14 protein-coding genes and 2 pseudogenes are annotated in these 25,264 nt (G+C 35.7%); 1 reads left to right on the forward strand and 15 read right to left on the reverse strand.

Annotation, left to right across the window (positions count from 1 at the left end; genetic code table 11):
- Positions 1–2 precede the first annotated feature (2 nt).
- Entirely contained in the window at positions 3–806 is an 804-nt protein-coding gene (locus tag ACPWTF_RS12395; RefSeq protein WP_427875653.1) for an OmpA family protein, read from the forward strand.
- 99 nt (positions 807–905) lie between these two features.
- Here the strand turns inward: ACPWTF_RS12395 and ACPWTF_RS12400 are convergent.
- The 15 genes and pseudogenes from ACPWTF_RS12400 to ACPWTF_RS12470 form a co-directional block, all read right to left on the reverse strand.
- Positions 906–1,353, reverse strand: a pseudogene (locus ACPWTF_RS12400) (GNAT family N-acetyltransferase).
- Positions 1,354–1,504: 151 nt separating this feature from the next.
- Positions 1,505–2,146 carry a DUF1579 domain-containing protein gene (locus ACPWTF_RS12405; protein WP_427875654.1) on the reverse strand — a complete coding sequence of 214 codons (642 nt, stop codon included), beginning with the start codon at positions 2,144–2,146 and terminating at the stop codon, positions 1,505–1,507.
- Positions 2,147–2,305: 159 nt separating this feature from the next.
- A complete protein-coding gene (locus tag ACPWTF_RS12410; RefSeq protein WP_427875655.1) occupies positions 2,306–3,274 on the reverse strand; it encodes a DUF4837 family protein in 969 nt (322 codons plus the stop codon).
- Between the two features lie 46 nt (positions 3,275–3,320).
- Positions 3,321–5,138, reverse strand: a complete 1,818-nt coding sequence (locus ACPWTF_RS12415) for a LysM peptidoglycan-binding domain-containing protein (protein WP_427875656.1) — start codon at positions 5,136–5,138, stop codon at positions 3,321–3,323.
- A gap of 110 nt (positions 5,139–5,248) precedes the next feature.
- Positions 5,249–6,440, reverse strand: a pseudogene (locus tag ACPWTF_RS12420) (phosphoglycerate kinase).
- A 158-nt stretch (positions 6,441–6,598) separates the two neighbouring features.
- Positions 6,599–7,555 carry a PorP/SprF family type IX secretion system membrane protein gene (locus tag ACPWTF_RS12425; RefSeq protein ID WP_427875657.1) on the reverse strand — a complete coding sequence of 319 codons (957 nt, stop codon included), beginning with the start codon at positions 7,553–7,555 and terminating at the stop codon, positions 6,599–6,601.
- A 43-nt stretch (positions 7,556–7,598) separates the two neighbouring features.
- Positions 7,599–8,477, reverse strand: a complete 879-nt coding sequence (locus ACPWTF_RS12430; protein WP_427875658.1) for a T9SS type B sorting domain-containing protein — start codon at positions 8,475–8,477, stop codon at positions 7,599–7,601.
- Entirely contained in the window at positions 8,425–9,948 is a 1,524-nt protein-coding gene (locus tag ACPWTF_RS12435) for a SprB repeat-containing protein (RefSeq protein ID WP_427875659.1), read from the reverse strand. The genes ACPWTF_RS12430 and ACPWTF_RS12435 overlap by 53 nt, the downstream gene beginning before the upstream one ends.
- A gap of 1 nt (position 9,949) precedes the next feature.
- A complete protein-coding gene (locus ACPWTF_RS12440) occupies positions 9,950–10,696 on the reverse strand; it encodes a hypothetical protein (protein WP_427875660.1) in 747 nt (248 codons plus the stop codon).
- Positions 10,697–10,791: 95 nt separating this feature from the next.
- Entirely contained in the window at positions 10,792–11,274 is a 483-nt protein-coding gene (locus ACPWTF_RS12445; RefSeq protein ID WP_427875661.1) for a SprB repeat-containing protein, read from the reverse strand.
- Positions 11,275–11,311: 37 nt separating this feature from the next.
- Positions 11,312–13,789, reverse strand: a complete 2,478-nt coding sequence (locus tag ACPWTF_RS12450; protein ID WP_427875662.1) for a SprB repeat-containing protein — start codon at positions 13,787–13,789, stop codon at positions 11,312–11,314.
- A 319-nt stretch (positions 13,790–14,108) separates the two neighbouring features.
- Positions 14,109–15,074 (reverse strand): hypothetical protein, encoded by a 966-nt coding sequence (locus tag ACPWTF_RS12455; RefSeq protein WP_427875663.1) that lies wholly within the window; start codon positions 15,072–15,074, stop codon positions 14,109–14,111.
- 2 nt (positions 15,075–15,076) lie between these two features.
- Entirely contained in the window at positions 15,077–17,755 is a 2,679-nt protein-coding gene (locus tag ACPWTF_RS12460; RefSeq protein ID WP_427875664.1) for a SprB repeat-containing protein, read from the reverse strand.
- A complete protein-coding gene (locus ACPWTF_RS12465; RefSeq protein ID WP_427875665.1) occupies positions 17,637–21,755 on the reverse strand; it encodes a hypothetical protein in 4,119 nt (1,372 codons plus the stop codon). The genes ACPWTF_RS12460 and ACPWTF_RS12465 overlap by 119 nt, the downstream gene beginning before the upstream one ends.
- Positions 21,641–25,240 carry a hypothetical protein gene (locus ACPWTF_RS12470; RefSeq protein WP_427875666.1) on the reverse strand — a complete coding sequence of 1,200 codons (3,600 nt, stop codon included), beginning with the start codon at positions 25,238–25,240 and terminating at the stop codon, positions 21,641–21,643. Before ACPWTF_RS12470 ends, ACPWTF_RS12465 begins: the two co-directional genes overlap by 115 nt.
- Positions 25,241–25,264: the final 24 nt, after the last annotated feature.

Raw genomic sequence — 25,264 nt, forward strand, 5'->3', positions numbered from 1 at the left:
GAATGAAGATAACTATAGCCTTGATTCTTTTTTCATATTATACAGTAAACGCACAACAAAAACCTGTTGAGACTATTTATTTTGAATTCGACAAGTATGATTTGACAGAAAAGCAAATCAGTGTGGTTTCTAATTTTATAAAAAACATAGACACTTCTAAAGTAGAGTCTATACAGATTTATGGCTATTGTGATGATCGCGGAAATGATGAGTATAACTTTAGATTGTCAAACAATCGGGCCAATACGATTCAGGATCTTTTGATTAAAAAAGGGTTCAATCAAAGTAAAATTGTTATTCTGGAAGGAAAAGGGCGTGTTGTCGTAAAAGCAGATACAATAGAAAATCTGTACGAAACACGTCTCCGAAATCGGCGGGTTGACTTAATTGTGGTTAAAAAGAATAGTTTCGGAAAAGGAATTCACACTTCTTTTAAAGACAAATTAAAAGTAGGCGATAAAGTTTGTCTGGAATCTATTTTATTTGAAATTGGAAGCGCCAAACTAACTCCTAATTCTAAAAAAGAACTGGATAAAATTGCGGTAACGCTTCAAGATCATCGAAACTTAAATTTTGAAATACGCGGACACGTTTGCTGCACACCTGAAATCTACAGCGACGGAATTGATAGAGCTACTAAAGAAAGAAGACTTTCTTGGAATCGCGCCAAAACTGTTTTTCATTATCTAATGTCCAAAAAAGTATCCAAAAGCCGCATGACCTATATTGGATGCGGCAATAGATATCCTTTAGGACGAGGCGATAATTACGATCGGAGGGTGGAGTTTGTGATTACTAAAATTTAGTTTTTCTAAGATTCTAAGATCCTGAGGTGCTAAGATTCTAAGTTTTTTTACTTATTGGAAAATGCTAAAAATCCTTGTGGATTTTTTACTTCATTTTAATCATTCTCTAATCATCTCGATATGCGGAATATCATCTTCCAAATACATTTCGCTGGTTTGGACAAAACCGTGGCTTTCGTAGAATTTCTTCAAATACAATTGTGCTCCTATGGTAATTTTATCTTTTCCAAAATTGGATTGAATTTGGGCTATGGCTTCTCGCATTAATTCGTGTCCCCATTTTCTGTCTCTGTAATTTTGATCTACAACGACTCTTCCGATGGAAGCGTTATCGAAACTAATCCCCGCATCAAATAAGCGCGAATAAGCTACTATTTTACCTTCAAATTCCCCCAAAAGGTGTAATGCTTTCTTGTCCTTGCCATCAAGGTCCAGAATAAACGCAATTTTGCTCGACTACAAAGATTTCACTTCGTAATCTGAGCAAATCATATAACTCATGAACAGTTAATGCCTCAAAAGGCTTTATTTTCCATTTTAATTCCATTCTTCTTTGTTTTTGCCACAAAGGCGCGAAGGCGCTAAGTTATATATTTTTTTAGCTGTGCTAAAGTTTCTTATAGAAATCGCAAAGACACAAAGTTATATTTCCTAGAATAAATCTTTGCGTCTTTGTTTCTTTGTAACTAACTAGAAAATCACTTTTTCGTCATTACGATTTCCATGCTTTTATATTCAGTTCCGTTTTTTGTATCGTACATTTCCATTTTTCTGGTTTTAGCATCTACAATGGTGTAAACTTCTCTGTACTTTGTATTTTTTGCTGTTACGGGATCGGCCATTTCTCCGTCGTAATCTATACTCTTAGTACTTTCATTATACTTTCCTCTGCCAATCATCATTCCAGTTCCCATATTATCAATAAATGTGGAGACGTATTCTTTGCTCGCGTTATTATAGCCTACTGTTCCTTTACCATCAAATGGCTGTCCCATCATAGTTCCTTTGTAAATTGCTTCTTGAAAGCGTCCGCCTAAGATCATTTTGATTTCGGCTACACAAGTTTCTTTTTCAGGTTTTGCATTGGCATCCGACCAAAATGTCATATCACAATTCCATGTTCCAACTTCATCAGCCAGTATTTTATGCGGATTTCCAGGTGTTGCATATTCTTGCCAAGCTTTCATCTGCGCTGCAGAATCTAATGGTGCTTCAGCAACTGGTTCTTCCGTTTTAATAGAATCTGTCGCTGTTGTAGGTGTGGCTTCTTCCTTCACTTCTTTTTTACAAGAAATAAAACACAGCGTTATTAGTGCTAAGGTTGCGGTTAATTTTTTCATAACTAATTGTTTTTATGTTTGTTATGAATAAAAGTACGAAATTTTTTGTTTCAGGTTTCAAGTTTCAGGTTTCACGTTGACAAACGGAACGAATTGAACCGCAAAGAAACTTGAAACTTTAAACCTGAAACCTGAAACTTGAAACAAAAAACAAAACCCTTATCGTTTGTCTATTCTGACTGTTTTAATAATGGCTTCAAGTTCTAGCATTAGATCGCGTTCTTGATGTGAGGGTGAATAAGAGAATCCTTCAATAACCAAAACGCGATTAAAGGTTGGGTCTATAATGGCATAATTGATAAATGGTTCAGTCATGAAATCATTTTTCAATTCCCATGTTCCTTTTGTTTCGAAGGCTTCTTTATTGTCCAACATTATTTTTGAGAAATAGGGTGCGTAAGCTTCACTGGTAATCATTTGTGTATTGGGTTCACGTCCCTGAATGTATTTACCGATTGAATCACGCATTTTTACAATAGCATTTACAACATCTTTTTTCTTCTTGAAATTATATAACGGAATCTGGTAAATTAACAAACTGGTATTACCACTGATAATTTCCTTTTTGAGCCAGATGAATTTCTTTTTATGCAACATGTATTCATATCCTGTCGGGATTTGAATATTGATATGGAATTTGTTTTTTATGATAGCTTTATTCAACAGTGAAGCACTATTATCTTCTTGAATTTTCTGAATTTCGGCATCGTGAATAATTTTGATTATTTGCGGTGCATTCAGTTCAAGACTGCATATAATATCGTCTACCGATTTTCCGTAAATGCGAAAGGTATTGTGAGGAAGGGTTGTGCTTCGAATGATTTCGAATTTCTCTGCGTTTGTTTTTTTGACTACAATGATGCTTCGGCTGTCGGTCACAAAACCTTCAAGCAATCTCGCAGGATATTGATTAATGGTAAAAAGCGGCTCTTCTTGAGTAAGTCCAAGAACCGGTGAGGCAAATTTATTTCTAATACTATCGCCTACTTCTCCGTACCACAACTGATCATCAATAATGACCGAAATGGTATTGGTTTTTCCAGAAACTGTTTCACTTTGTTTTTCAGTTTTAAAACAAGCAGTCAGGAAAAATGGAACTAATAGCAATAAAAAATGGGTTTTATTCATTTTTTTAATTTATGAAATAAAACCCAAATTTAATAAGATTTTTCTATTATCCGTTTATTTTAAGTTTCATTCCCGGTTTAATATCTTCATCTTTAATACCATTCCATTTTTTAATATCTGAAATTGTTACTCCAGGATATTTTTTAGAAATGCTGTATAAAGAATCTCCTTTTTTAACGTAATAATCTTCACTAACGTTTTTAGAAGGTGCTTTTTTCTTGAATGAATCAACCGAGTTTGATGCAATTGCTGTTGAAGCCGGCTCTTCTATAACTATTGCTGCTTTAGAAATAATAAGTGTTTTTCCTAAACCAATGTTATTTGAAGTTAAATCGTTAAGTTCTTTTAACTCCGCAATAGTCGTACCGAATTTCTTTGCAATGCTTCCTAAATTGTCTCCAGCCACTACAACATAGTCCATATCGACAGCTGTTTTCTCTTTATTTTCAGCAGCTGCGATTGCTTCTTCTTTTTTATCTACAATTGCATTTGCTTTAATAGCTGATGGTGTTGGCTCTTCTGGTTTAATTTTTAAACTTCTGCCAATTGCAACTGCATTTGTTTTTAAATTATTCCATTTTTTAATCTCGCCAATGCTCACATTATATTTAGAAGCGATTGCACCTAAATTATCTCCTTTTCTAACTTTATAAAATTCGAAATCTCCATTATCAATCGCGGCAGGTTTAACTGTTGCAGGTTTTGCTTTTGGAGCATATTTTACAGCTAATCTAGAAGATGTCGATCTAAATTCTGTATTGTGTTTTACGTAAGCATAAATTTGCTCTTCGTTTGATACAAAAGTTGCTACTTTATCTTTTGGAAGTCTGATAAAATGCTGTTCTCCCTGATAAAATGGAACAACTCCCATTTTGTATGACGGATTTAAAAGCTGAATCTGTGATTGTGGCATGTCTAACAAATCGGCAATCTGTTTGAAAGACATTTGATTTTTGATTGCTACAGTATCTGTTTCAAAATTTTTAACCACAGCTCTTTCCGGATTGATTCCGTGTTCTTTGTGGTATTCAAAAAGATACATTGTTGCTAAGAAAGCGGGAACGTAACCTTGAGTTTCTTTTGGAAGATAATTACGAATGTCCCAGTATTTTGTTTTTCCTCCAGAACGACGAATTGCTTTAGTAACATTTCCTGGGCCTGAGTTGTAAGAAGCTAGAACCAGTTCCCAGTCACCAAAAATATTGAACATTTTGGTCATGTACTCAGACGCTGCTGCTGTAGCTTTAAGAGGATCACTTCTTTCGTCGATATAAGAATCGATTTTTAAAGCGTATTGTTTTCCGGTTCCGTACATAAACTGCCAAAGTCCCGTAGCGCCCATTTTAGAAACTGCTTTAGGATTTAAAGCAGATTCTACAACGGCTAAATATTTTATTTCCAAAGGAACGTTTTGTTTGGCAAAAGCATCCTCGAACATTGGGAAATAATATTCTGATAAAGCCATTAATCGAGAAAACGATTTTTTACGGTTCTTAAGAAATGACTTTATTATATTTTCTAAACCTTGATTGTATTCTATCTCAAAAGGTGATTTCTGATTCATCGCCGCCAAACGCTGTTTTAGCAGTTCGGTTGGGAGTTCTTCATCAACCGTAACATCTTTGTTAATGGTTTGAATGTCTTTGGTTAGATCATCATAAATATCTAGACTTACTAATTCGTTCATCCAAAGACTGTCTACTTTTGTAGCTAAATGATCTTTCTTGAATGTGCTTTTAATAGAATCTAAATATGAAAGCTTAACCTCTGGCTTCAGTTCTAAATCTGCCTTTGCCGTTTCCTGTGCACAGACAGCTAACGAAAAGAAAGCGGAAACCACTAATGATAATTTTTTTACAATCATATAACATTTTTTTAAAATTCTGTAATTCAATCTATTACAAGAGTTGTATTTTTGCAAATCTAAGCCCTTTATTGAAGAAAAGTGTTTAAAAAAATGTTAATTGTGATATTTTAGTCTAAAATCGCTGCGATTCCAGGTAAAATTCTTCCTTCTAACATTTCTAGCATTGCCCCGCCACCAGTGGAAACATAGCTCATTTTGTCTTCAAATCCGAACTGTTTTACTGCTGCAACAGAATCTCCACCTCCTACTAAAGAAAATGCTCCATTTTCTGTAGCTTCTGCGATATAATCTCCTAATGCGATTGTTCCTTTAGAGAAAGTTTCCATTTCAAAAACTCCTAATCGGCAACTATTCCAAAGAATTGTTTTTGACTCTAAAATAACTTTTTTGAAGTTCTCTAAAGATTTTGGAACCTGCATCTAAACCTTGCCATCCATCAGGAATTGCAGTTACGTCTACAACCTGAGTATTTGCATTATTTGAGAAATCGTCTGCAGCAATAACATCAACAGGAATATGTACCTGAACTCCTTTTTCTTTAGCCAATCTTAAAATTTCTAGAGCCAAATCTAATTTGTCATCTTCGCAGATAGACTCACCGATTTTTCCTCCTTGAGCTTTAATGAAAGTAAAAGTCATTCCTCCTCCAATAATCATGTGATCTACTTTATCCAAGATATTTTCGATAACGGTAATTTTAGAAGAAACTTTAGAACCTCCAAGAACAGCAGTTACAGGTTTTTCACTGTTTTTAAGAACTTTATTTAAACTTTCAATTTCTTTTGCCAATAATGTTCCGAAACATTTTTTGTCTTCAAAGAATTGTGCAATAATTGTAGTAGATGCGTGTGCTCTGTGAGCTGTACCAAATGCATCGTTTACATAAATATCTCCAAGAGAAGCTAATTCTTTAGCGAAAGCTACATCTCCTGCTTCTTCTTCAGCGTGGAAACGTAAATTTTCTAATAAAAGAACTTCGCCTGGTTTTAAATCTTTTGCTGCAGTTTGAGCTGGTTCTCCAACGCAGTTTTCAGCAAATTTTACTTGAACTCCTAAAATATCAGAAGCTGTTTTTAAAATATGTTTTAGAGAGTATTTCTCTTCTGCTCCTTTTGGTCTTCCAAGGTGCGACATTAAAATCACACTTCCGCCTTGAGCTAAAATAGCATCAATTGTTGGCTTTGCAGCTTCAATACGTGTTGTATCTGTTACATTAAAATTCTCATCCAATGGCACGTTGAAGTCAACACGGATAATTGCTTTTTTATTTTTAAAATCGAAATCGTTTAAAGTTTTCATCTGCTAATTTTTTTAATTTTTTGAAAGAATAACAAATATAGAACTTTTAATGAAGTCTAAATTTCAAAAATCTAAAAATAATCCATTAATAAAAACGAAAACGTTGTAAATTATGAAAACAAACAAAATAATTCTCAAAAATGATAAAAATTACTTGTCTAATCGTGAACTGGACTTTGTGTACAAGGGCAGTTACTGATAGATTGTAAGAAATCGAATCCGATTGTGATAGAATGTGTTCCTGTGTTATACGTTCCAAGTCCATTAAACATTAACTGGTAAGAGTATGCAAAATAGAATTTAGATTTCATAAAACCAGCCATTGGCTCCATTGCCAAAGGTTTTGGGAACTGGTCATTTAAGAAACGGTAAGATACTCCAATCCAATAGTAATCTTCGTAACGATTGTAACGTCTGTATTTGAAGTTAAAATCGGTTGTAGAACGCTGGTCATTTGCAAAATACTGTAAGAAAACCGATGGTTCGTATTCGATACGTCTGTTTTCTCCATCTTTAAAAGTAAATCCAGAATATACCTGAAAGTTCGATAAAAGATCTGGTTCGTTTGTTCTTTCAAGACTAATATTCTTTTTCAATACGTTATTGGCATTGAAACTAAAATAAAACCCTCTGTTACGATACAATGCACTAAGGTCAAAGTTGTTATTTGATGTACGACGATCGTCTGTTATTCCTCCGTCAGTTCCCGTAAAATTATTGGTTTCTAAACGAAAAGTATTGATGTTATACGAAATACCAAATGAAAGGTATTGTTCTGTACGATAATCTAAGATCAAGTGGTGCGCAAATGACACTTTGGCTCCCGTTTGTCTTGTATTACCATTGCTGTCATTATACAATGACAAACCAACTCCAGAACGATCTAAAACACGAAAATCTGCATACAATGATTGGTTATCTGGCGCGTCTTTAATTCCGACCCACTGTGTTAAACCATTGGCTCTAATACGGAGATTATCTCCAATACCAGCATAAGCAGGAGAAAGAATAAAAGGGTTATCAGCTAAATACTGGGTAAACACCGGTAGGTTTAACTCTTGGCTGTAACTTGTTGTTACAGCCATGAGTACTAAGGATAAAATAAGCTTTTTCATTGTAATAATATTTTTAGATAACATCATTGGGGCTATAATTTTGTTATCTGTATAAAGTGAAATGTCCAACAAATTCTCTTGGATCCTTCGGATCATTTAATTTAAGAACATACCAGTAATCACCTGTTGGCAATTCGTTTCCATGATATCTACCGTCCCATTTTTCACCTACATGGTATTTCGCAACTACTCTACCATATCTATCATAAATATCGAACGTTAGCTCTTTGTATGCTAATGCACCACAATCTGAACCAATAGTATCATTTTGTCCGTCACCGTTTGGAGTGAAGTAGTTTGGCAGACAGAAGTCATAGAATGTACCCTGAACTGTAATTGTTGCCTCACAACCATTTTTGTCTCTTACGATCACTACATAATCACCTGATTTGTAGATTCTATAGCTATTAGATGATGAGAATGATTCACCATTGAAGCTGTACTCGTAAGGAGCAACTCCTCCAGAAGCTTTAACAACAATTGTGTTGATTTCTTTGCTTTGGTTTGTAACGTCAATTAAACTTACTGGATCAACAGCTGCTACTTCAAAAATTGGAGTTGGCACCTCACATCCGTTAGTATGTCTAGCAACAATGAAGTGGCTTCCTGGAGCAACATTTGTGAAAATGTTACTTGGTTGGAATGTTCCATTATTGTCAAGAGAGTAATCTACCTCTGCAGGGTTTGTGATAGAAGCATCGATTGTTACCACTACCATGTTTGCCTGTGCATTGTTAACACAATCATATGTTACTTCTGCAGTTGGGTTAAGAATTACAGCATTTGGCATATTCTCTACGAAATCTACCGGACAGTTGTTTGCATCTTTCACATAAACTGTATGTGCTCCACCTTTAAGGTTTGTAAAGTCAAACACTGTTTGTGTTGCAGTACCTGCAGTAAATGGTCCGGTTTGGAGCATCTAAACTTACGCTGTAAGGTAAAGTACCACCTTTAATTTCGATACTAAATGCACCGTCTTTATCTCCGTCACAAACTTCTGGTATCATTGAGTTTGGAACCTCAGTTACAACTACAGGTCTTGGTTGAGAGATTGTGAAATCGTACAATACAAAACATCCGTTTTCGTCCTGAGCTATTGCTTGGTAATCACCAGGCGCTAATTTCTCAAATAATACTTTAGTATCAAACTGATTCAGATTTGGAGAGATTGCATATTTAATGACTCCTGTTCCACCTGAAGCAATTATTTCAAGTTTACCATTATTCTCACCGAAACAAGTAACATCTGTTGGTTTAAATTGAGCTTGTAAAGCTTCTCTTGGTTCTGTAATAACAACCAATTCAGATCTATCATTACAATCCACACTTTCAACTGCTACTCGATATGTTCCAATTGGAAGATCAGCAAATACTCCATTGTCTTGAGCTGGACGAACAATTCCGTCTGTCGCGTTTAACAATGTATAAGAATAATGACCTAAGCCTCCTACTGCTTCTGCAGTGATTACCCCTGTAGCTTCTCCAGTACATTTTACAACTGCGCTTGAAACATCCAATTTAATATCTAATGGAGTTAATGCATAGATTGTAACTGTATTAGAGACAACACTTCTACATCCTATAGAGTCAAAAACAAAATACTTATAAGAACCTACTGGCACTTCAAATGAAATTGAAGATGCGAATGAACCTAAAATCGTTGTTCCATCTGCACTATAAGTATATGGTCCTGTTCCTCCTTCAGCACTTAGCGTAAGCTGTGTTAAAGTCTGACAAGTTTGTGCTCTAGACTCTACTAAAGTAGCTAATACTTTTAGTGGATCTTTTATTTCAACTTCGTTAGTTGTAAATTCACAAGAGAATCCATCTGTTATTGTTACACTATATCTTCCTGAACCTAATCCAGAGAAAACTGGAGAAGAGAATGGTCCTGATGAAATTACAGGATTTTCAGAAAGTATATTTAAAGTATACATATAATTGCTTCCTTGACCACCTGTTGGAGCGCTCACGGTAACTACACCAGATTTATCTCCAAAACATGGTAACGTTGTAACGTTTGCACTTGCTGTAGCATTAATAGGCACTGGCACTATTAAAGTCTGACTTGTAGATGCCATACAACCTTTAGCGTCTTTAACGTTTATGGTATAAACACCTGCTGTTAGACCTGGATAGTTTGTCTTACTTGAATAATCTTCTACAACAGTCGTACCTCTTACTAATTGATATTGGTAAGATGTGTTCCAACCTCCTGTTGCACTAACAGAGATTTCACCGTCATTGTTCCCAGCAATACATGTAATATCTACTTTTGCTGATGTTGCAACTAATGCTTCGTTTGGTTGACTGATCGTAAATAATGTTTCTACTGAACATCTAGGATCACCTACTAAGGTAGCCACAACTTTGTATAAACCAGCGCTCAAATTAGAAACTCTTTGTGGAACCTGCTGTTGGCGATTGACCTGAAGCTACTACCGCAGTACTTGGCGACGGACCAGTCACTACATAATCAAATCTACCAGCATCGTCTTTTGGAACTATCTGATTGTCTACAAAAGTTAAATCTACGCTTCCATCAGTAGCATTGAAACAAATTTCTCCATTTACAGCAACTGCTTGAATACTGAATGTATTTGGATCAAACACATTGTGAACTTTCTGTAATAAACAGCCAGTATCTTTATTCAGAACTGTGATGATATATTCACCTATTCCTAAATCTGTAAATACTCCATTTGCATTTGGTGCATTTCCTGGTACAGTAGCACCAGAAGAATAAGCGATTGAATATTCTAAGTTAGTTGGTGTACCTCCTGTTGCATCTACTGATACTGTAATGTTTTCTTTAGTAGGACAAGTGATTGCATTATCAACTCTTACATTTACTTTATCTAAACGGATGAATGGATCAATTACCCAAGTTTTCGGATTAGAACCCTCACAACCATTTTCGTCATAAACTTTTACTACGAAACTTCCACCTGTAAAATCGGTTTGAGTATATACATTTCTTTCTCCTTTGTAAACTCTTACACCATTTTTAATAAACTCATATTCGTACTTATCATAATTTTCAGAACCTCCAGTAACACCAGTTACTGTGATTGTTGCAAAATTGCTAGTGTTACCGCTAGTACATAAGTACTGCACCACAGCTGGATCTTGAACCACAATTGCTTTAGGTTACGTTTACTTCTACATCAATAAAAGCTGGACAACCTCTTCCTGAGAATACTTCAACTCTGTAATCTCCAGCTGCTAATCCTTCAAACAATCCGCTTTCTTGAAGTCGAGCCGTTGTTGATTCTATATTTGTATATAGGGTTGTCGTTTACTCCTGGAGTAATACTTGCTCTAATTTTACCATCTGTATAACTGAAACATGTCACAGGCGTAGCTTTTGCTTCAAAACCAATAATTTTGGTTGCAGGAGCGATAACTACCATTGTTGAAATTGGACATTTAGTCGTTGTATCAATCACATCGATTGTGTGAGAACCAGAATCTAAACCTGTAAATTCAGCTGTCGTAGTCGTTACTGCTGGTTGTTTGTCAATTGAATAACTGTAATTTCCTGAACCACCAGTTGCTGTAACACTAATTCTTCCGTCACCTTCATCACAACTTGGCCAATCTAAAATTTCAGTTTTCAATTCTAGAGGCTGTAAAATAGTCACTAATGCTGGGAATTTCGTTTCACAACCAAACTTATCGTGTACTGTGATATCGTAAGCTTTTGCTACGTTCACTGTAAATGATTTAGAAATTTGGAATCCTCCACCAATACTATATGTAAATCGGACCTACTCCAATAGCAACAGAATCATCTACTACAATTTCATAATTTCCATTACTATCCGCACAATGTGATGTAACTTTTGCTGTAAAGTTACTTGGCAATGGATCAGTTGTAATGTTAACTGTTATTGGTTGAGAGATACATCCGTTTTTATCTTTCGCATATACATACCAGCTAGGCGTAGCAGGGTCTAATACTCTAGTAGCTTCTGGTTCAAATGCACCGTAAGTTGCACCTGCTACAACAAAAGAATAGGTATAATCTCCAGCTCCACCGTGTCCTAGAACTGTAACTACAGCACCAATTTTACAATTAGCATTTACGTTACCTTCTTCTGAAACAGTTACATCGATAGGATCGTTAACTGTAACTTTGAAAGTTGTTGGACAGGTTGTTATATCATCTACTACACTAATCTCATAATCACCTTTTGCTAAGTTAGCTAAAGTAACCTCTGTGTTAGAAGTTGTATGTGGTCCATCAAAAGCAGCACCATCTTTAGTTACTGAATACGTATATGTTCCTTTGAAATCAGACATTGTAAAGACTACTTTTCCGTCGTCTGTACCGATACAAGATTTCGCGAAAGCATCACCTGTAGCTTGGATTTTAACAACGTCTTTGATAGTCAATATATCACTGAATGAACATCCAAAACTATCTGTTACCTCAAATTTGTACTCACCAAATGGCAATCCTGTAAATACTGCAGGAACTGCACTTCCAGTTGTTGAAACTGGAGGATAAAGCGTAGTAGCCGCACCATTGAATTCTATAATTTTAAACTTTAATGCACCTACTCCGTCTGTCGCAGTTACTGTAACAGTACTAGTAGCGTTTGCAGGATTACAAGTAATAGCAGTTGCTAAGAATGCTAAAGCTTTTGGTTTGTTTAATGGAACAATCGGAACTGTTACTGGTGGTGTTTCACAACCATTAGCATCTCTAACTGTATACGTAACCGATAGAACTGAACCGTCATTTGGTACAGAGATACTATTTGTATCATCGTATCCATTTCCGTCAAAATTGTATTGGTATTTTCCTTTACCACCTGTAGCAGTAATTACAATTTCTGTAAATGTATTACAAGCATTATTTGGTGTAATTTCAGGTGTTGCTTTTAATTCATCTGGCTGAATAATTATAATATTAGCCGAAGTAGTCGTACAACCTTTACCATCTGTAACTTGAACCGTATATGTACCTTCAGGTAAATCGGTATAAACACCACTTACATCTCCTGTTGTATTTGTAACTGTTCCAGAAAGCACGTATGAATATGGTTCTACTCCACCAGTTGGTACAACTGTTAAAGTTCCATTGCTGTCAGTCCAACATAACACATCTGTATGCGAGTCTGCAAGAGTAATTGGCTCTGGATCTGTAACCGTTACAGGAATAGTTGTAAATGTACATGGTACGTTACTGTCTGAGATTTCAAAAGTGTAATCTCCTTCAGCAGTTACAAATTCTGTAAAATCACCCGTAGCTGTTTTTGGAGCAGGGAATACTGCAACACCGTCTAAGTACATTTGGTACGTATAATTTTTTACACCACCTTTTACTTCAACAACAATTTTCGCTGCTTCATTACCTACTTCACAATAAAGATCTTTCTCTACTGTTGCTGCAGCTGTTAAGCGCTCTTCGATAATATAATCTCGCTCCGCAGTACATCCGTTATCATCTGTTAAGACGATTTTGTAATTTCCTGCCTTTGTAAATGTTGCAGGACTACTTGTAGCAACTCCATCAACTGTAAATGATTTCACGTTGTTGTAAGTTGTAGCAAGAGCATCAAGATCTACTGTTAAATCAGTACCTACATAACATTGCTGTGCTGGCATATTAAGAACTGGAGCTGCGTCAAGATCAATATCTACTGGAATTGGCGCTGAAACGCAACCATTCGCATCTTTAATATAAACATCCCATAATAGGTTTGTCAAATCTGTATCAACCACCAATGGAACAGAAGACGCTGTAAACGCTACTGGGGCTGGTTGATTTCTTATAACTGCTGCATAAGAATAATTTGGCGTTCCACCTACAATGTTTGTAATTGTAATTGTAGAGTTATCCTCAGAACAATATACATTGCTACCCGTTGCAACAAATACAATCGGAGCAGGCATTGTAATGGTAACATCTGCAGATTTTGAACAATTTGTTGTATTATCTGTTACTGTTACTGTGTAAGTTCCTTCAACAAGACCATCTACTGTAACTACATCACCTGCTATTATAGGAGCATTGTGAAATAATCCAGTTGCACTTGTAACAGCAACTGTGTAACCAGCAGTACTAAAGTCAGAAACTGTGAAAGTTGCCTCTCCGTTGTTATTGGTTCCGTTTATTGTGTTACAGCTTACATTGATTTGTGATGTTTTAACAATATCAATTTTATCTAATTTTTCAATTACATAAGGTCTTTCGATAGAACATCCTCTCTCGTCTGTCACTTTAAACATGTAAGTTCCAGCAAGTAAGTTATCAAATACATTTGAAGTTCCGTTGTCTTTAGTGAATGGAGAAACAATTTCATATTTATCAATTGCATAACCACCTATTACTGTTAAAGTAACTTGTGTTTCTTCATCTGGACATGTTGCTACTATCGTTTGAGCAAAATCAATATCGTCTAATTTCGTAAACGGATTAACAATTGTAGAACCATTTGTTTTACAACCATTCTTATCGATTACATAGTAATTTACCGTATGAGGGTTTCCGTCATTTGGAATCGTTACTTTATTTTCTTTCGTATAATTTGCACTTCCATCAAAATTGTATAGATATGGTGCTGTACCTCCCGTTCCAGTAATTGTAACTTCTGCAAGTTCTGGGTCGCTTCCTGAAAGACATCCAAAATCTTTCAGAGCAACATCGGCTCCTAAAGCAACAGTTGGTCACTCCAATAGTATAATCTTTATATAAAGAACATAATCTCTTAGAAGTCACCGTAATTCTATAATCTCCTATCGGAAGATTGCTAAATACGTTATCTGTTTGTACAATACCTAATGGTAGAGGCGCTCCTGATACTAATGCTATTTCGTAAGTATACGGAGGTTCATTATTACCTGCAAGTAAATTTACTGTAATAGTTCCGTTTGAATCACCAAGACAAAGTACATCTGTAGCTACAGCATCAAAAGTAACCGGAGTTCCAGCTGGCAATTCGAATTCTGTTGTAGTAGAACAACCAACATTTGTAAGGTCTGTCATTGTTACTACATACTTACCAGCTTGTAATCCTGTAATTGTATTGCCTACTATAGATACACTTGGGAAACTTGGTAAAATACTATAACCATAATTTCCTGATCCTCCACTTGGTACTAATGTTACTCCACCATTATCATCATTACAATTTGGCAGAACAAGATTTGAAGCTTCAAGTTTTAATGGAGCATCAATTGTTATCTTCTTAACATCTGTACAGTTGTTTTTGTCTTTTATCGTAATTTCATGTTCTCCAGAATGTAAATTTGGTATTGTATACGGGAATGTTCCAGTATACGGTACAAAAACTCCATCGTCAACTTTAATAGAATATCCTGGCATTCCTGCATTAGACAATGTTACTACGATTCCGAAAGTATCTTCGCTAACACATTTATTATCTACATCTAAATTAATTTCTGGACTTGGGTCTTTAGAAATTATCTGACCTAAATCTTTCTCACATCCATTAGCATCTATTACAACAATATTATAGTTTGTAGTAGTTGGAGAATATGGCAACTCTAAAACATTTTCACTTCCAAATGAAGCTGGTGCTGTAGCTGGTGCAGTATAGAAACCATAAGTATAAGGCCTGTTTCCCCACCTGCGCTAATTGTTACAAAAGCATTTTTATCGCAAGTTGCATTCACCACTTTAGTAATACTAGCATCAAGTGCTGAAGCTGGCTGTTTAATTTGGAATTTCGTTGTTGTAGAACATTTAGTTCCGTCTATTTCTTTTACATAAAGAATATAATTACCTGGCAATAAACCTGTAATAGTTCCTGTGTAAGGAGCTGCAGTGATATCACCAAATTTAGGGCTTAGAATTGGCAGATTAGTTAAGTTATCTCTTACTTCATAATAAATATGAGTAGTTCCTGCGCCTAAATCTTTTACTTCAAAACTTAATTCACCATTTCCTGCATTAAAACATGTTACATCTTTTGGCGTAACGTCTGCCGTAATATCTGAAATCTTAGGTGTAGTATATTCTAAATACGATGGACATCCGTTCGCATCTACAACCATAAAATTATAAGTCGTATTTTGCTCTAAATGAGTAAATGTATAATCTCTATCTGGTATAGAACCTGATGACATACCAAGTCCGTAAATAGAATATGTAAAGTTTGGCACACCTGAACCTAATAACAATTCTAGTTTAACAGAAATTCCATCATCACAAGTTGCACCAATCACTTCAGCACCAAATTCCAAATAAGGAGGCGGTGCTATTCTTAATGCAGTACTCTCATACTTACATCCTTTTGCGTCTACTATATGAATAAAGTAGTCACCAAAATCTAATCCAGGGAAATTATGCTTCACCAACGCATCTGCTGCATTTGCAATATAAGTTGCTTTTACAGTCATCGTATTATCATACAAATAGTATGTAAATGGTGCTGTACCTCCAGAAGCAGCTGTAAGATTTACATCTATACTTCCTGGTTGTGTACTATTACATGTAATACCATTTGCTTTAATTAAAGGAATAATTGGTGCTGGAGCATCAATAACAGCTGTTCCAGAAGCTTCACAACCTTTGCTGTCTCTTACTGTATAAGGATAGCTTCCTGCTGTTAATCCTCCATAAATAAATTTATCTAAGAAAAGTCCCCCGTTAAAACTAAATTTAAATGGTCCTTCTCCTGCTGTTGCCTCAAGTGTTACAGATCCGTCTGCATCTCCATTACAAGTTGGACTTGTTGGAGTATCTTTTACCAGAACCGTTTGAGGATCTTTTAATTCAACTTCTACTGTTTCTTTTACACAGCCATTAGCATCAGTAATTTCAAACTGATAAGTTCCTGCCGCTGTTACTGGATAATCGAAAGATGTTCCTGTAAAAGGTGTTCCTGTAGTTGGGTAAGAGCCTGCATCTATTTTTACTTTATAAGTAAAGTTTGGTTTTCCTCCAGTTACCACTTTAACCTTAATGTTTCCATTTACTGGTGTTACAGCAGCACATGTAAGTTCTTTAGTGATGTCTGCACTAACCGTCATTGCATCGTAAACAGTAATTGGTGCTGTTCCTGTACAACCGTTAGCGTCTTTCACCGTAATCGTATATGTTCCTGCGCCAACAGTAAATATATTAGCTGGACTTGGTGCAACACCTGTATTAATTGTATAAGTATATGGTGCAACACCACCATTACCTGTTGCTTCTATAATAAATGCGTTACCAGAAACTGTACATTGATTGTTTACTTTAACATCAACAGTTGGTGCTAAATCAGTATCGATAGTTACGTCTATCTTAGCTGTACAATTATTAGCATCTTTAACCCAAACATCCCATTCTGTGTTCATTACTGGGCTAAGATCTGCACTTGCAGCATCTTTATAATCAGAATCTGTTGGAGCTACATTGTTTTGTTTAAAAGCATATTTATAATCTAACGTTCCTCCAGTAGCATGTACTGTTACTTTAGACGTTGCTTTGTTACAGTTTGCATTTACATTAGAATCTAAATGTAGAACTAAAGCATCTGTAGGCTGTGTAATTACAACTTTTGTTGCGAAAGTACATAATGTCGTTTCATCTGTAAATACTACATCGTAAGTTCCTTCTCCAAGATTAGTTAAATCGAAAGAAGTAGCAGTCTGATTTGTAGCTGTCAAAACTCCATTAACTGTATAGCTATAAGTAGTTACAAATTTACCTACTGTATATCTAATAGCTCCTGTAGTTTCTTTTGGAATCGCATAACAATAAACATCATTAAGTTTATTTGCTGCTGCAGTAATAGAAACTACTGGTGGAATATTAATGCTAAACTCATCATAACAACCATTTGAAGCTGTTGCTCTGAAAGTATAGTTACCAGGATCAAGATCAGTAAATACTCCTGAAGTAGCTCCAGTAATATTAGTTTGTCCTGAAACAATTGTGTAAGAAGTTACAGCTCCGCTACCCGCAACTAATGTAATTGTTGCGGTACTTTTTCTGCTAGCTACTGGATCACAATAAATTTTTGTTACGTCAACTTTTGCAATCTTAGGCGGATTAAGCGGTGAGATTGTAAGTGTTTTAACAGCAGTTGTACAACCATTACCATCCATGATAGAATATCTAACAGTCTGTGTTTTTGTATTGTCTACAACTTCTAAAGTGTTTGATGGACCAGTATGATCCTCCATTAAAGCTGTATGAATAAGGAAGTACTCCTCCTGTTCCTGTAACGGTAACATTTTTAGGTTCTTTTGTATTTGTAGTGTTACAAGTAAATGGATCAATACTTGCATCGGCTGTTAATTCAGCTGGTTCTGTTATCGTAACATCTGCCGTAGCCGATTTACAACCTAAAGCATCTTCTACCACAATATCATAGATACCTGCACCTAATCCTGAAGGATTATTTACATTATAAACCTCTGCTGGTGAAGAACCTCTTTTGGTAATCGTATATGTAAATGGCGCTTTTCCAGAAGTAGCTGTTACTAAAATACTTCCTGTTTTTGCTCCATTACATTTTACATCAACTTTAGATGTATTAATTGTTAAAACTGTAGGTTTTAGAGTAACCGTAATATCTGCTGTATAAGCATAACAAACTGGGTTTGCAGTATCATTAACTCTAAATTTATAAGTTCCTGCTGCAGTTGCTGTGTAAGGACTTGTTACTGTTGAGTAAGCTCCTCCATTTAATGAAACGGCATAAGTACGTGTTCCTGTTCCTCCTGCAGAAGATAAGCTTATTGTTGTGTTTGGTGTACAATTTGTATCGGCAACTACTGATGGAGTAATTGTTAATTGTTCAGCCACTACGTAATTAATAAAATCGATACAACCGAATTTATCTTTTACCGTTAATTTATAAGTTCCAGGCGTTAAATTAAATGTATCAGCTGTTCCAAAATTAGTACCATCCTTACTAAATGTTGCTGGCAATGCATATGTACCTGTAATTTTTACAGAAATTGGAGTTCCTGGGTAACATTGTGCTGCAATAGGATCCATTTTTGGAAGATCCTCTGTTCCAACAGAAACTGTTTTCTTAACAGCACAATTATTTGCATCTTTAACGTATACATCTATACTTGTTGTAAGAACTGATGTGTCTACTGTTAAAGTTGATCCGTAAGGTGTTGATGGGCCTGTTGAACCACTTGCTGCAAATGCATAAGAATAGTTGCCTGTTCCTCCCTGTAAATTTGAAATTGTTATTGTTGTAAATTTATTATTACAGCTAATTTTTGAAGCAGCAACATCAAAAGTAATTGGAGTAGCTGCACCAACGGTTACTTGTTTGCTATCAGAAATACAACCTGTTGCTCTATCTGTAGCCACGAAAGTATACGTCCCAGGTGCTAAATTTGTATAGGTAACTTTATTACCATTAACATTTGGCGTACCTGTATTAGGCGTAAAAGTATAAGTAAAATTACCCGTACTGCTTACATCTGAAACAGTAAATGTAGCGGTACCGTTTTTAGAACCCGCACATAATTCATCTGTTTTTTGAACATCAGCTTTAATTTTAACCCCATCAGCAATAGTTTTTGATCCTGTAGCTGTACAACCTCTTGCATCTGTTACTTTAAATTCATAGTAGCCTGCTGTTAGACCAGTAAATGTAGCTGTGTTTCCAGTTTGCGCTGCTGGCATAACTGGTCCAGCAGTAACTTCGTATGTATACGGAGCAATGCCTCCATTTGCTGTTAATGTAAGACTTGTTGTTGTACTTCCTGCATTACACGTAATTGCAGCAGGATTAGAAATTGTAATTCCTGTTGGCGGGTTAAATGCCGGAACTTTAACTTCACCTTCTGCTGTACATCCATTTCCATCTTTTACATAGAATTTAATAGTTTGCTCAGCATTTGTTAAGGTAACTGTCTTAGTCGTTACACCATTATAATTTGTACCACCATCAAAGTTGTACGTATAGTTACCTGCACCTCCTGCCCCAACAATTGTAATTACTGTTGTAGAGCTACACGTAGTGTTAGCAGGGAAGCTACCAGAAACTTTAACCTCTGTTGGGTTAGTTAATATAACATCGTAAATAGGTGAAAGACATCCTTTACCATCTTTTACTTGATATTTATACGTTTTTGTATTTGTTGCACCAACAAATGCATTTAAGTTAGAATGAGTTGCAGAAGTGGTAAAATTACCTCCGTCAAAACTAAATTCGTATGGTTCACCATTTCCGCCAGCTGGTATAACTGTAAAACTTCCGTTATTACCGTTATAACATTTAGGGTTTATTGGCGTAGTAGATCCTGTTGGTTCCAGTTTAGCATCTACAGTTACTGCAGTTGTTAAAGCAGGACATCCTTTAGAATCTGTAACTCTAAATACATATGATCCAGTTGCAGACGCTGGGTAAATATTAGATCCTATCGCTACAAAAGGAGCTCCATTAACCGATACTTCATAAGTATAGCCCGGTGTTCCGTTTTGAGCTGTAATTGTAATCTGCGCGTTTGGCGAATTTGTACAATCTAATGGTTTTGTTACCTCTGCGTATGCTGTAACTTGTGTTCCTATCGCAATATTTGTAAGTGGCGTAGCGTTACAGCCATTTGCATCTCTAACGTAGATTGTATAATTACCTGAACCTAAATTCTCGAATTTTTCTGAATCCTGATAATTCACACCATCTAAACTGTAATGGTAAGGTGCTTTTCCGCCACTAACACTTACAACCAAAGTTGCTTTGTTTCCAGCATCATAACAAAGATCTGAACTAGGATCTAAAGTCGCTGTAGGAGGTACTGCTCCCACAACAGTTACCTTATCAGAAGCTGCTGAAGAACAATCTCCAGAATCTTTTACTACCACTACAAAGTCACCTGTAGTAGTTACTGGTAGGTTGAAAGTATCTTCAGTCTGGAATGCTATTACAATTGTTCCATCTGGACGTTCTAACTGATATTTATAATTTGGTTTTCCGCCTTTTGCAGAAGCCTTAATTACAGCACCATCTATACAAGTTGGCTGAGTCGTTACATTAGCCAATGCAGTAACAGCTTCTGGAGCAGTTACACTTCTTGAATAGCTTGTAGAACAATTTCCAGCAGTATCATACTGAACAACTACTGTATAATTTCCTGCAGCTAATTTATCTAAAACTAGAGGTGAAGCACTTGAATTTTGTAAACCTCCACCGTTTACTGTATAATAATATCCTGTCGCAGGATTAAAGTTACTAACCGGAATTGTAATTATTCCGTCAGCTTTATCAATACAAGTTAAGTTATCAACAATTGGCGTATCGGCTTTAAAGCCTTTGTTATCCTCTACAATAACTTTAAAATCTTTCTCTGCACCACAAGTTTCAGGAATCTGGCGTACCCAGATATCATCAACCGCTAAGTCATTACCATCAATTACTTGGCTATAAGATAAAATTACAAATTCTAAAGAGGTATTATTTCCTGGATTTAAAGTTAAAACCTGACCATTACCTAAATCGGTCGTGTTATGCCATTTTTCATCTCTTGGAATTTCTTGCGTATCCTTAGATGCGCCTTGTATAACTTGACCATTCTTTTGAAGCTGAATAGTTAATCTAGGAGATGGTAAATTGTTACTCTTACTTAATAAGTTAAGCATATACAATGATACCTGAATATCCTGATTTGGTATAACATCATTAATTGTTTTACTATATAAAACACCTCCAATTGGCACAACTCCACCAACGTTTACTGCTAAGAATCTACCATCGGTAATTCCAGGAGTATTATTGATTACCGCTGTATTGTCTTTTGGTAAATTCCAATTGAAACCACCTACGTGAGCAGGAAGAAGTCCTTTCGTCACGACATACTCACCATCATTTAATAAAATAGGCATATAACCACCTACACCACAATCTTCTACATCATCTTGTGGTTCCCAACAATAAGCTGGGTGAATACCTGGTATTTTAGCATCTGGACCACGACCAAAATCTTCTCTTAATAAGTTACTGTAAGTAGGAACAGAAGTTACTTTATACTTCACTTTTATAGTGTGCGTTCCTGCCTTAACATTAGTAAAAACATTATTAGTTATAGGCGTGTTTGGTACATTGTCTATATAATACTCGTAAGTATAATTTGCGTTTTGAGGATTTCTAACAGTTACAGTTGTTGAAGCTTTTCCGTCGCAAGTATAAGTTGTAATTGGATCATCAATTGTTGGGTCTCCTGGTTTTGGGCACCTAAAACAACATCGTAAGGAATGGTAAAAATACATCCCGCATTATCCTTAACTCTTAATACATAAGTTCCTGGTAAAACTTCTGCTTCATTTTTATTTGGAATCCATCCTTTTCCATCTCCAAAATCATATTGATAAGGCGGAGTTCCTCCTTCTACGTTATTAATACGTACTTTACCTCCTTGATTTACACCATTCCCATCAGGTAAACTACATCCTGCCAAAGCAGCTACACCTGCAGATGCAGTAAGTGCAGAAGTTGGTCCTGTAATTGTTACGTCGATTGGATCAGTAAAACAGTCTTTTCTTTGTTGTACATTGTTTACTGTATAAGTAACACTATATCTAACAACAACTTTATAAGTACCTGGCCCTACATTTAAGAACACAGGATTTGCTGAAAAACTTTGGCCATTTGTAATACTATAAGCAAGAGTATTACCATTTGCTACAATATTTTCTATTCTAATAGATGAAGCTCCATCATAACAAACACTACTTGTATGATTCACATCAAAAGTAGGTTTTGAAACTTCTGGAATAGTAATAGAAGTTGTTGCAGAACAACCAGCATCGTCAACGACTCTAATCTCGTATGTTTTTGCTTCTGTAATAATAACCGGATTGGTATCAACACGTGTTGGAGATCCGTTTATAAAATAAGCATAAGGTGCTTTTCCTCCTGATGCTGATAATAATAGTTTACCATCACTACAAGCTGTAAAAGGTTCTTGCAAAGTTGCAAATGCTTTTAACTGGCTTGAAGGCGCTTTTATTTCAAAATAATAAGACACATCACATTTTGGCGCTGGAGTCTGGTTTATAGGACTGCTTGTAACTCTGATATAATAGTTTTTACCATAAGTTCCGTAGCTTAAAGATGAGAAACTATAATCTAAAGCTGTAACAGGACCATCTTGTTTTTCAATTTGTCCAGTTGCCTGATTATAAAGATAAATATAATATGGTCCTTCAAAATTTTTGATTCCAACACTTGCACTTCCTAAATCAGTTGGACAGATCGGATTTGTTTTCTTACCATCTAATGTTAGGTTTAATCTTCTGATTAAAATATTAGGGATTTTGAAAATACATGGGTTTGTAGTTACCCCTTTTTGTCTAATATAAATGGTATACGAATCTGGATTGTAAATAGGGAAAGTATTGCTGTCTTGCCATTCCCAATCTTGAATAGTCGCAGTTGGACTTGTTTTAATTGCATACTGGTATCCTGCAGGAACGTCACGTACTGTAATACTTCCATTGCTACCACAAAGCAGATCAACATGTTCTTCTGTTGGTGCTAATGGATTAGTGAAAACATTAAAGTAAAAACGGTTGAAACAGCTACCAGAATAATTAATTGTCAAACGGTATTGTCCAGCATCTTTTGCAGTAAAATCATGACCAGTACTTACTTGTATCCATTTACAATCTGTACTTTCGTTAGCACAATTTTCGTTCGTTACTGCTTTACAGCTACTTGTGTCAAGCCTTTCCCAAACGATATTAGAACTATCATTAATTCCTGTCTTAATTAGCCTTGACGCATTTGCTCCACACAAAAATATTTTTGGCAATTCTTTACCGTCATTAGGACAAATTACAATTTGATCTGCAACATCCAATACTGGATTCTTAGCAGTTTGACCAAATCTTTCAACAGTAAATTTCTCAAAAATAGATCTACATGGTGCTGGTGCTTCATTGTAAACATAATAAGTTCCAGGATCTTTAACTGTAAGAGTCTGTCCTGTTCCTATTTTTTTTGTTTTTTCTTTGTCGCTATACCAAGTATAGGTTGAGTAACCATTTGCGGCAGTAATATCCAACGTCTCTGTACACAAAGTACGTTTTCTATCATATTGACAACCTTCAACACCTACTAAGAAGTTGGTTGCTTTTGGTACCAAAATACATCCTGTATTTGTATCCACACTCGGGTCATCCGATATTGTGAAAGAAGTATTTTGAGAACCTTTATATGTAGCGTACGCAGAGTTATCGATACTGTTTGAACAAGCTTCATCAAGCATTGTACAATCAGGAATTACCTGTACTTTAAATTTTATTGTTTTTTCAGTTAAACCTACTTTAACGATATCACTACGAACATCAAAAACAATACTTCTTGTAGCAGGATTCCAGCTTTTTACTGTTACACCATCAGGTAATGGCAATAAATCTGTTGGATAATTAAAGATAATATTGATAGGCAATTGATCACGAATTGTAAAAGAAGTCGCATCATCATTACCTGTATTTTTAAAACCAATTTCGTAATTTAATTGCTGACCTAATGTTACCGTTTGCCCTCCAATATTATCTCCGTTCGAGTTTTTAACAATTTTTGTAAGTACAATTTTAGGTTCAATAATTTCAACCGATATGGCAGTAAAGAACATAAAGTATGAATCCTGCGAAGTATTAATTCTTAGCGTCGCACTCGTCTCATTATTTTGAATGATATTATTGCCGTCATTTAAAACTTTAACCACTCCGGCATCATAACCCAATGTATTTTTACTGGCCGGATTACGATTGGTCATAATTGCATCACCGTCTGTAATTGTACTATTAAAAAAGTTAGGCTTTGCAGGAGTTCCTGCGTTACCTCTAGAAGGAGGAACAGCTGGCGTAATTGGCCTAGCTAATGAAGATACATCTCCCCATAGAGTAGATTTTCCACCTTTAAATTGTAATCCGTCACCCTCTAAAGGATTATCCCCCTCTAAGGCACTAAATCCTAATTTTACATTTACATTTCCTTCAGGATTCGTTGTAAAGCCACTAATTGGAATATCCAAAGGAGGATCAGTACTTCTAATCATACTGAAACCATCAAAACTAGTAATATATTTACTTGGCAGTTTTGGATCTTTATAAATTACGTAAATACTCCATCCCGCAGAGTTTCCACCTCCAGGATTAAGTGACCCTTGAGAACAAACTAAATCTGCTATAGTATATAGACCTGGACCAGCAGCCTTAACTTCTGCCGTAATTTCTTTAAAACAAGCATAAGGCTTTGAAAGATAGGCATTGTTTACTCCTGATGCTCCTTCATCCCAAATTATACTTCCTGTTATATCCTTATAAGCGCTAGTACCCGTTTTTAATTTAACCTTATTAATATTGTTTCTATCAGAGCCTTGATAAGTTCCTGACCAATATAAAGCGGCATAAGCAATTTCGTAACAATCTTTACTGGCATCTGGAATAACCAATGTTGCCGAACTAGAATTGAAAGTTGCTGCATCATTGTCTATGTCGATATACTTCATATCCAAGTTATCGTTCGCCGTAGTACCGGTACCTTGAGAATCGAAAGCATTATTTGGACGGTTGTTTCTTCCACCTCCATCTCTATTTAAGATATTGTTTCCAATAACTAAAATATCTCCTTTTAAACTGGTATTATACCTTGGATCGAAATTCTTTCTTAACTGACCGTAAGAAGAAATACCGAGCAAGAGAAATACAGCTGCAATAAATACTTTAAAAATAGTAGGTTTTTTCATAGTCTTCATTTTGTTGTGGCCTTT

Source organism: Flavobacterium sp. MMS24-S5 (assembly GCF_050320125.1).
Lineage (GTDB): Bacteria > Bacteroidota > Bacteroidia > Flavobacteriales > Flavobacteriaceae > Flavobacterium > Flavobacterium tyrosinilyticum.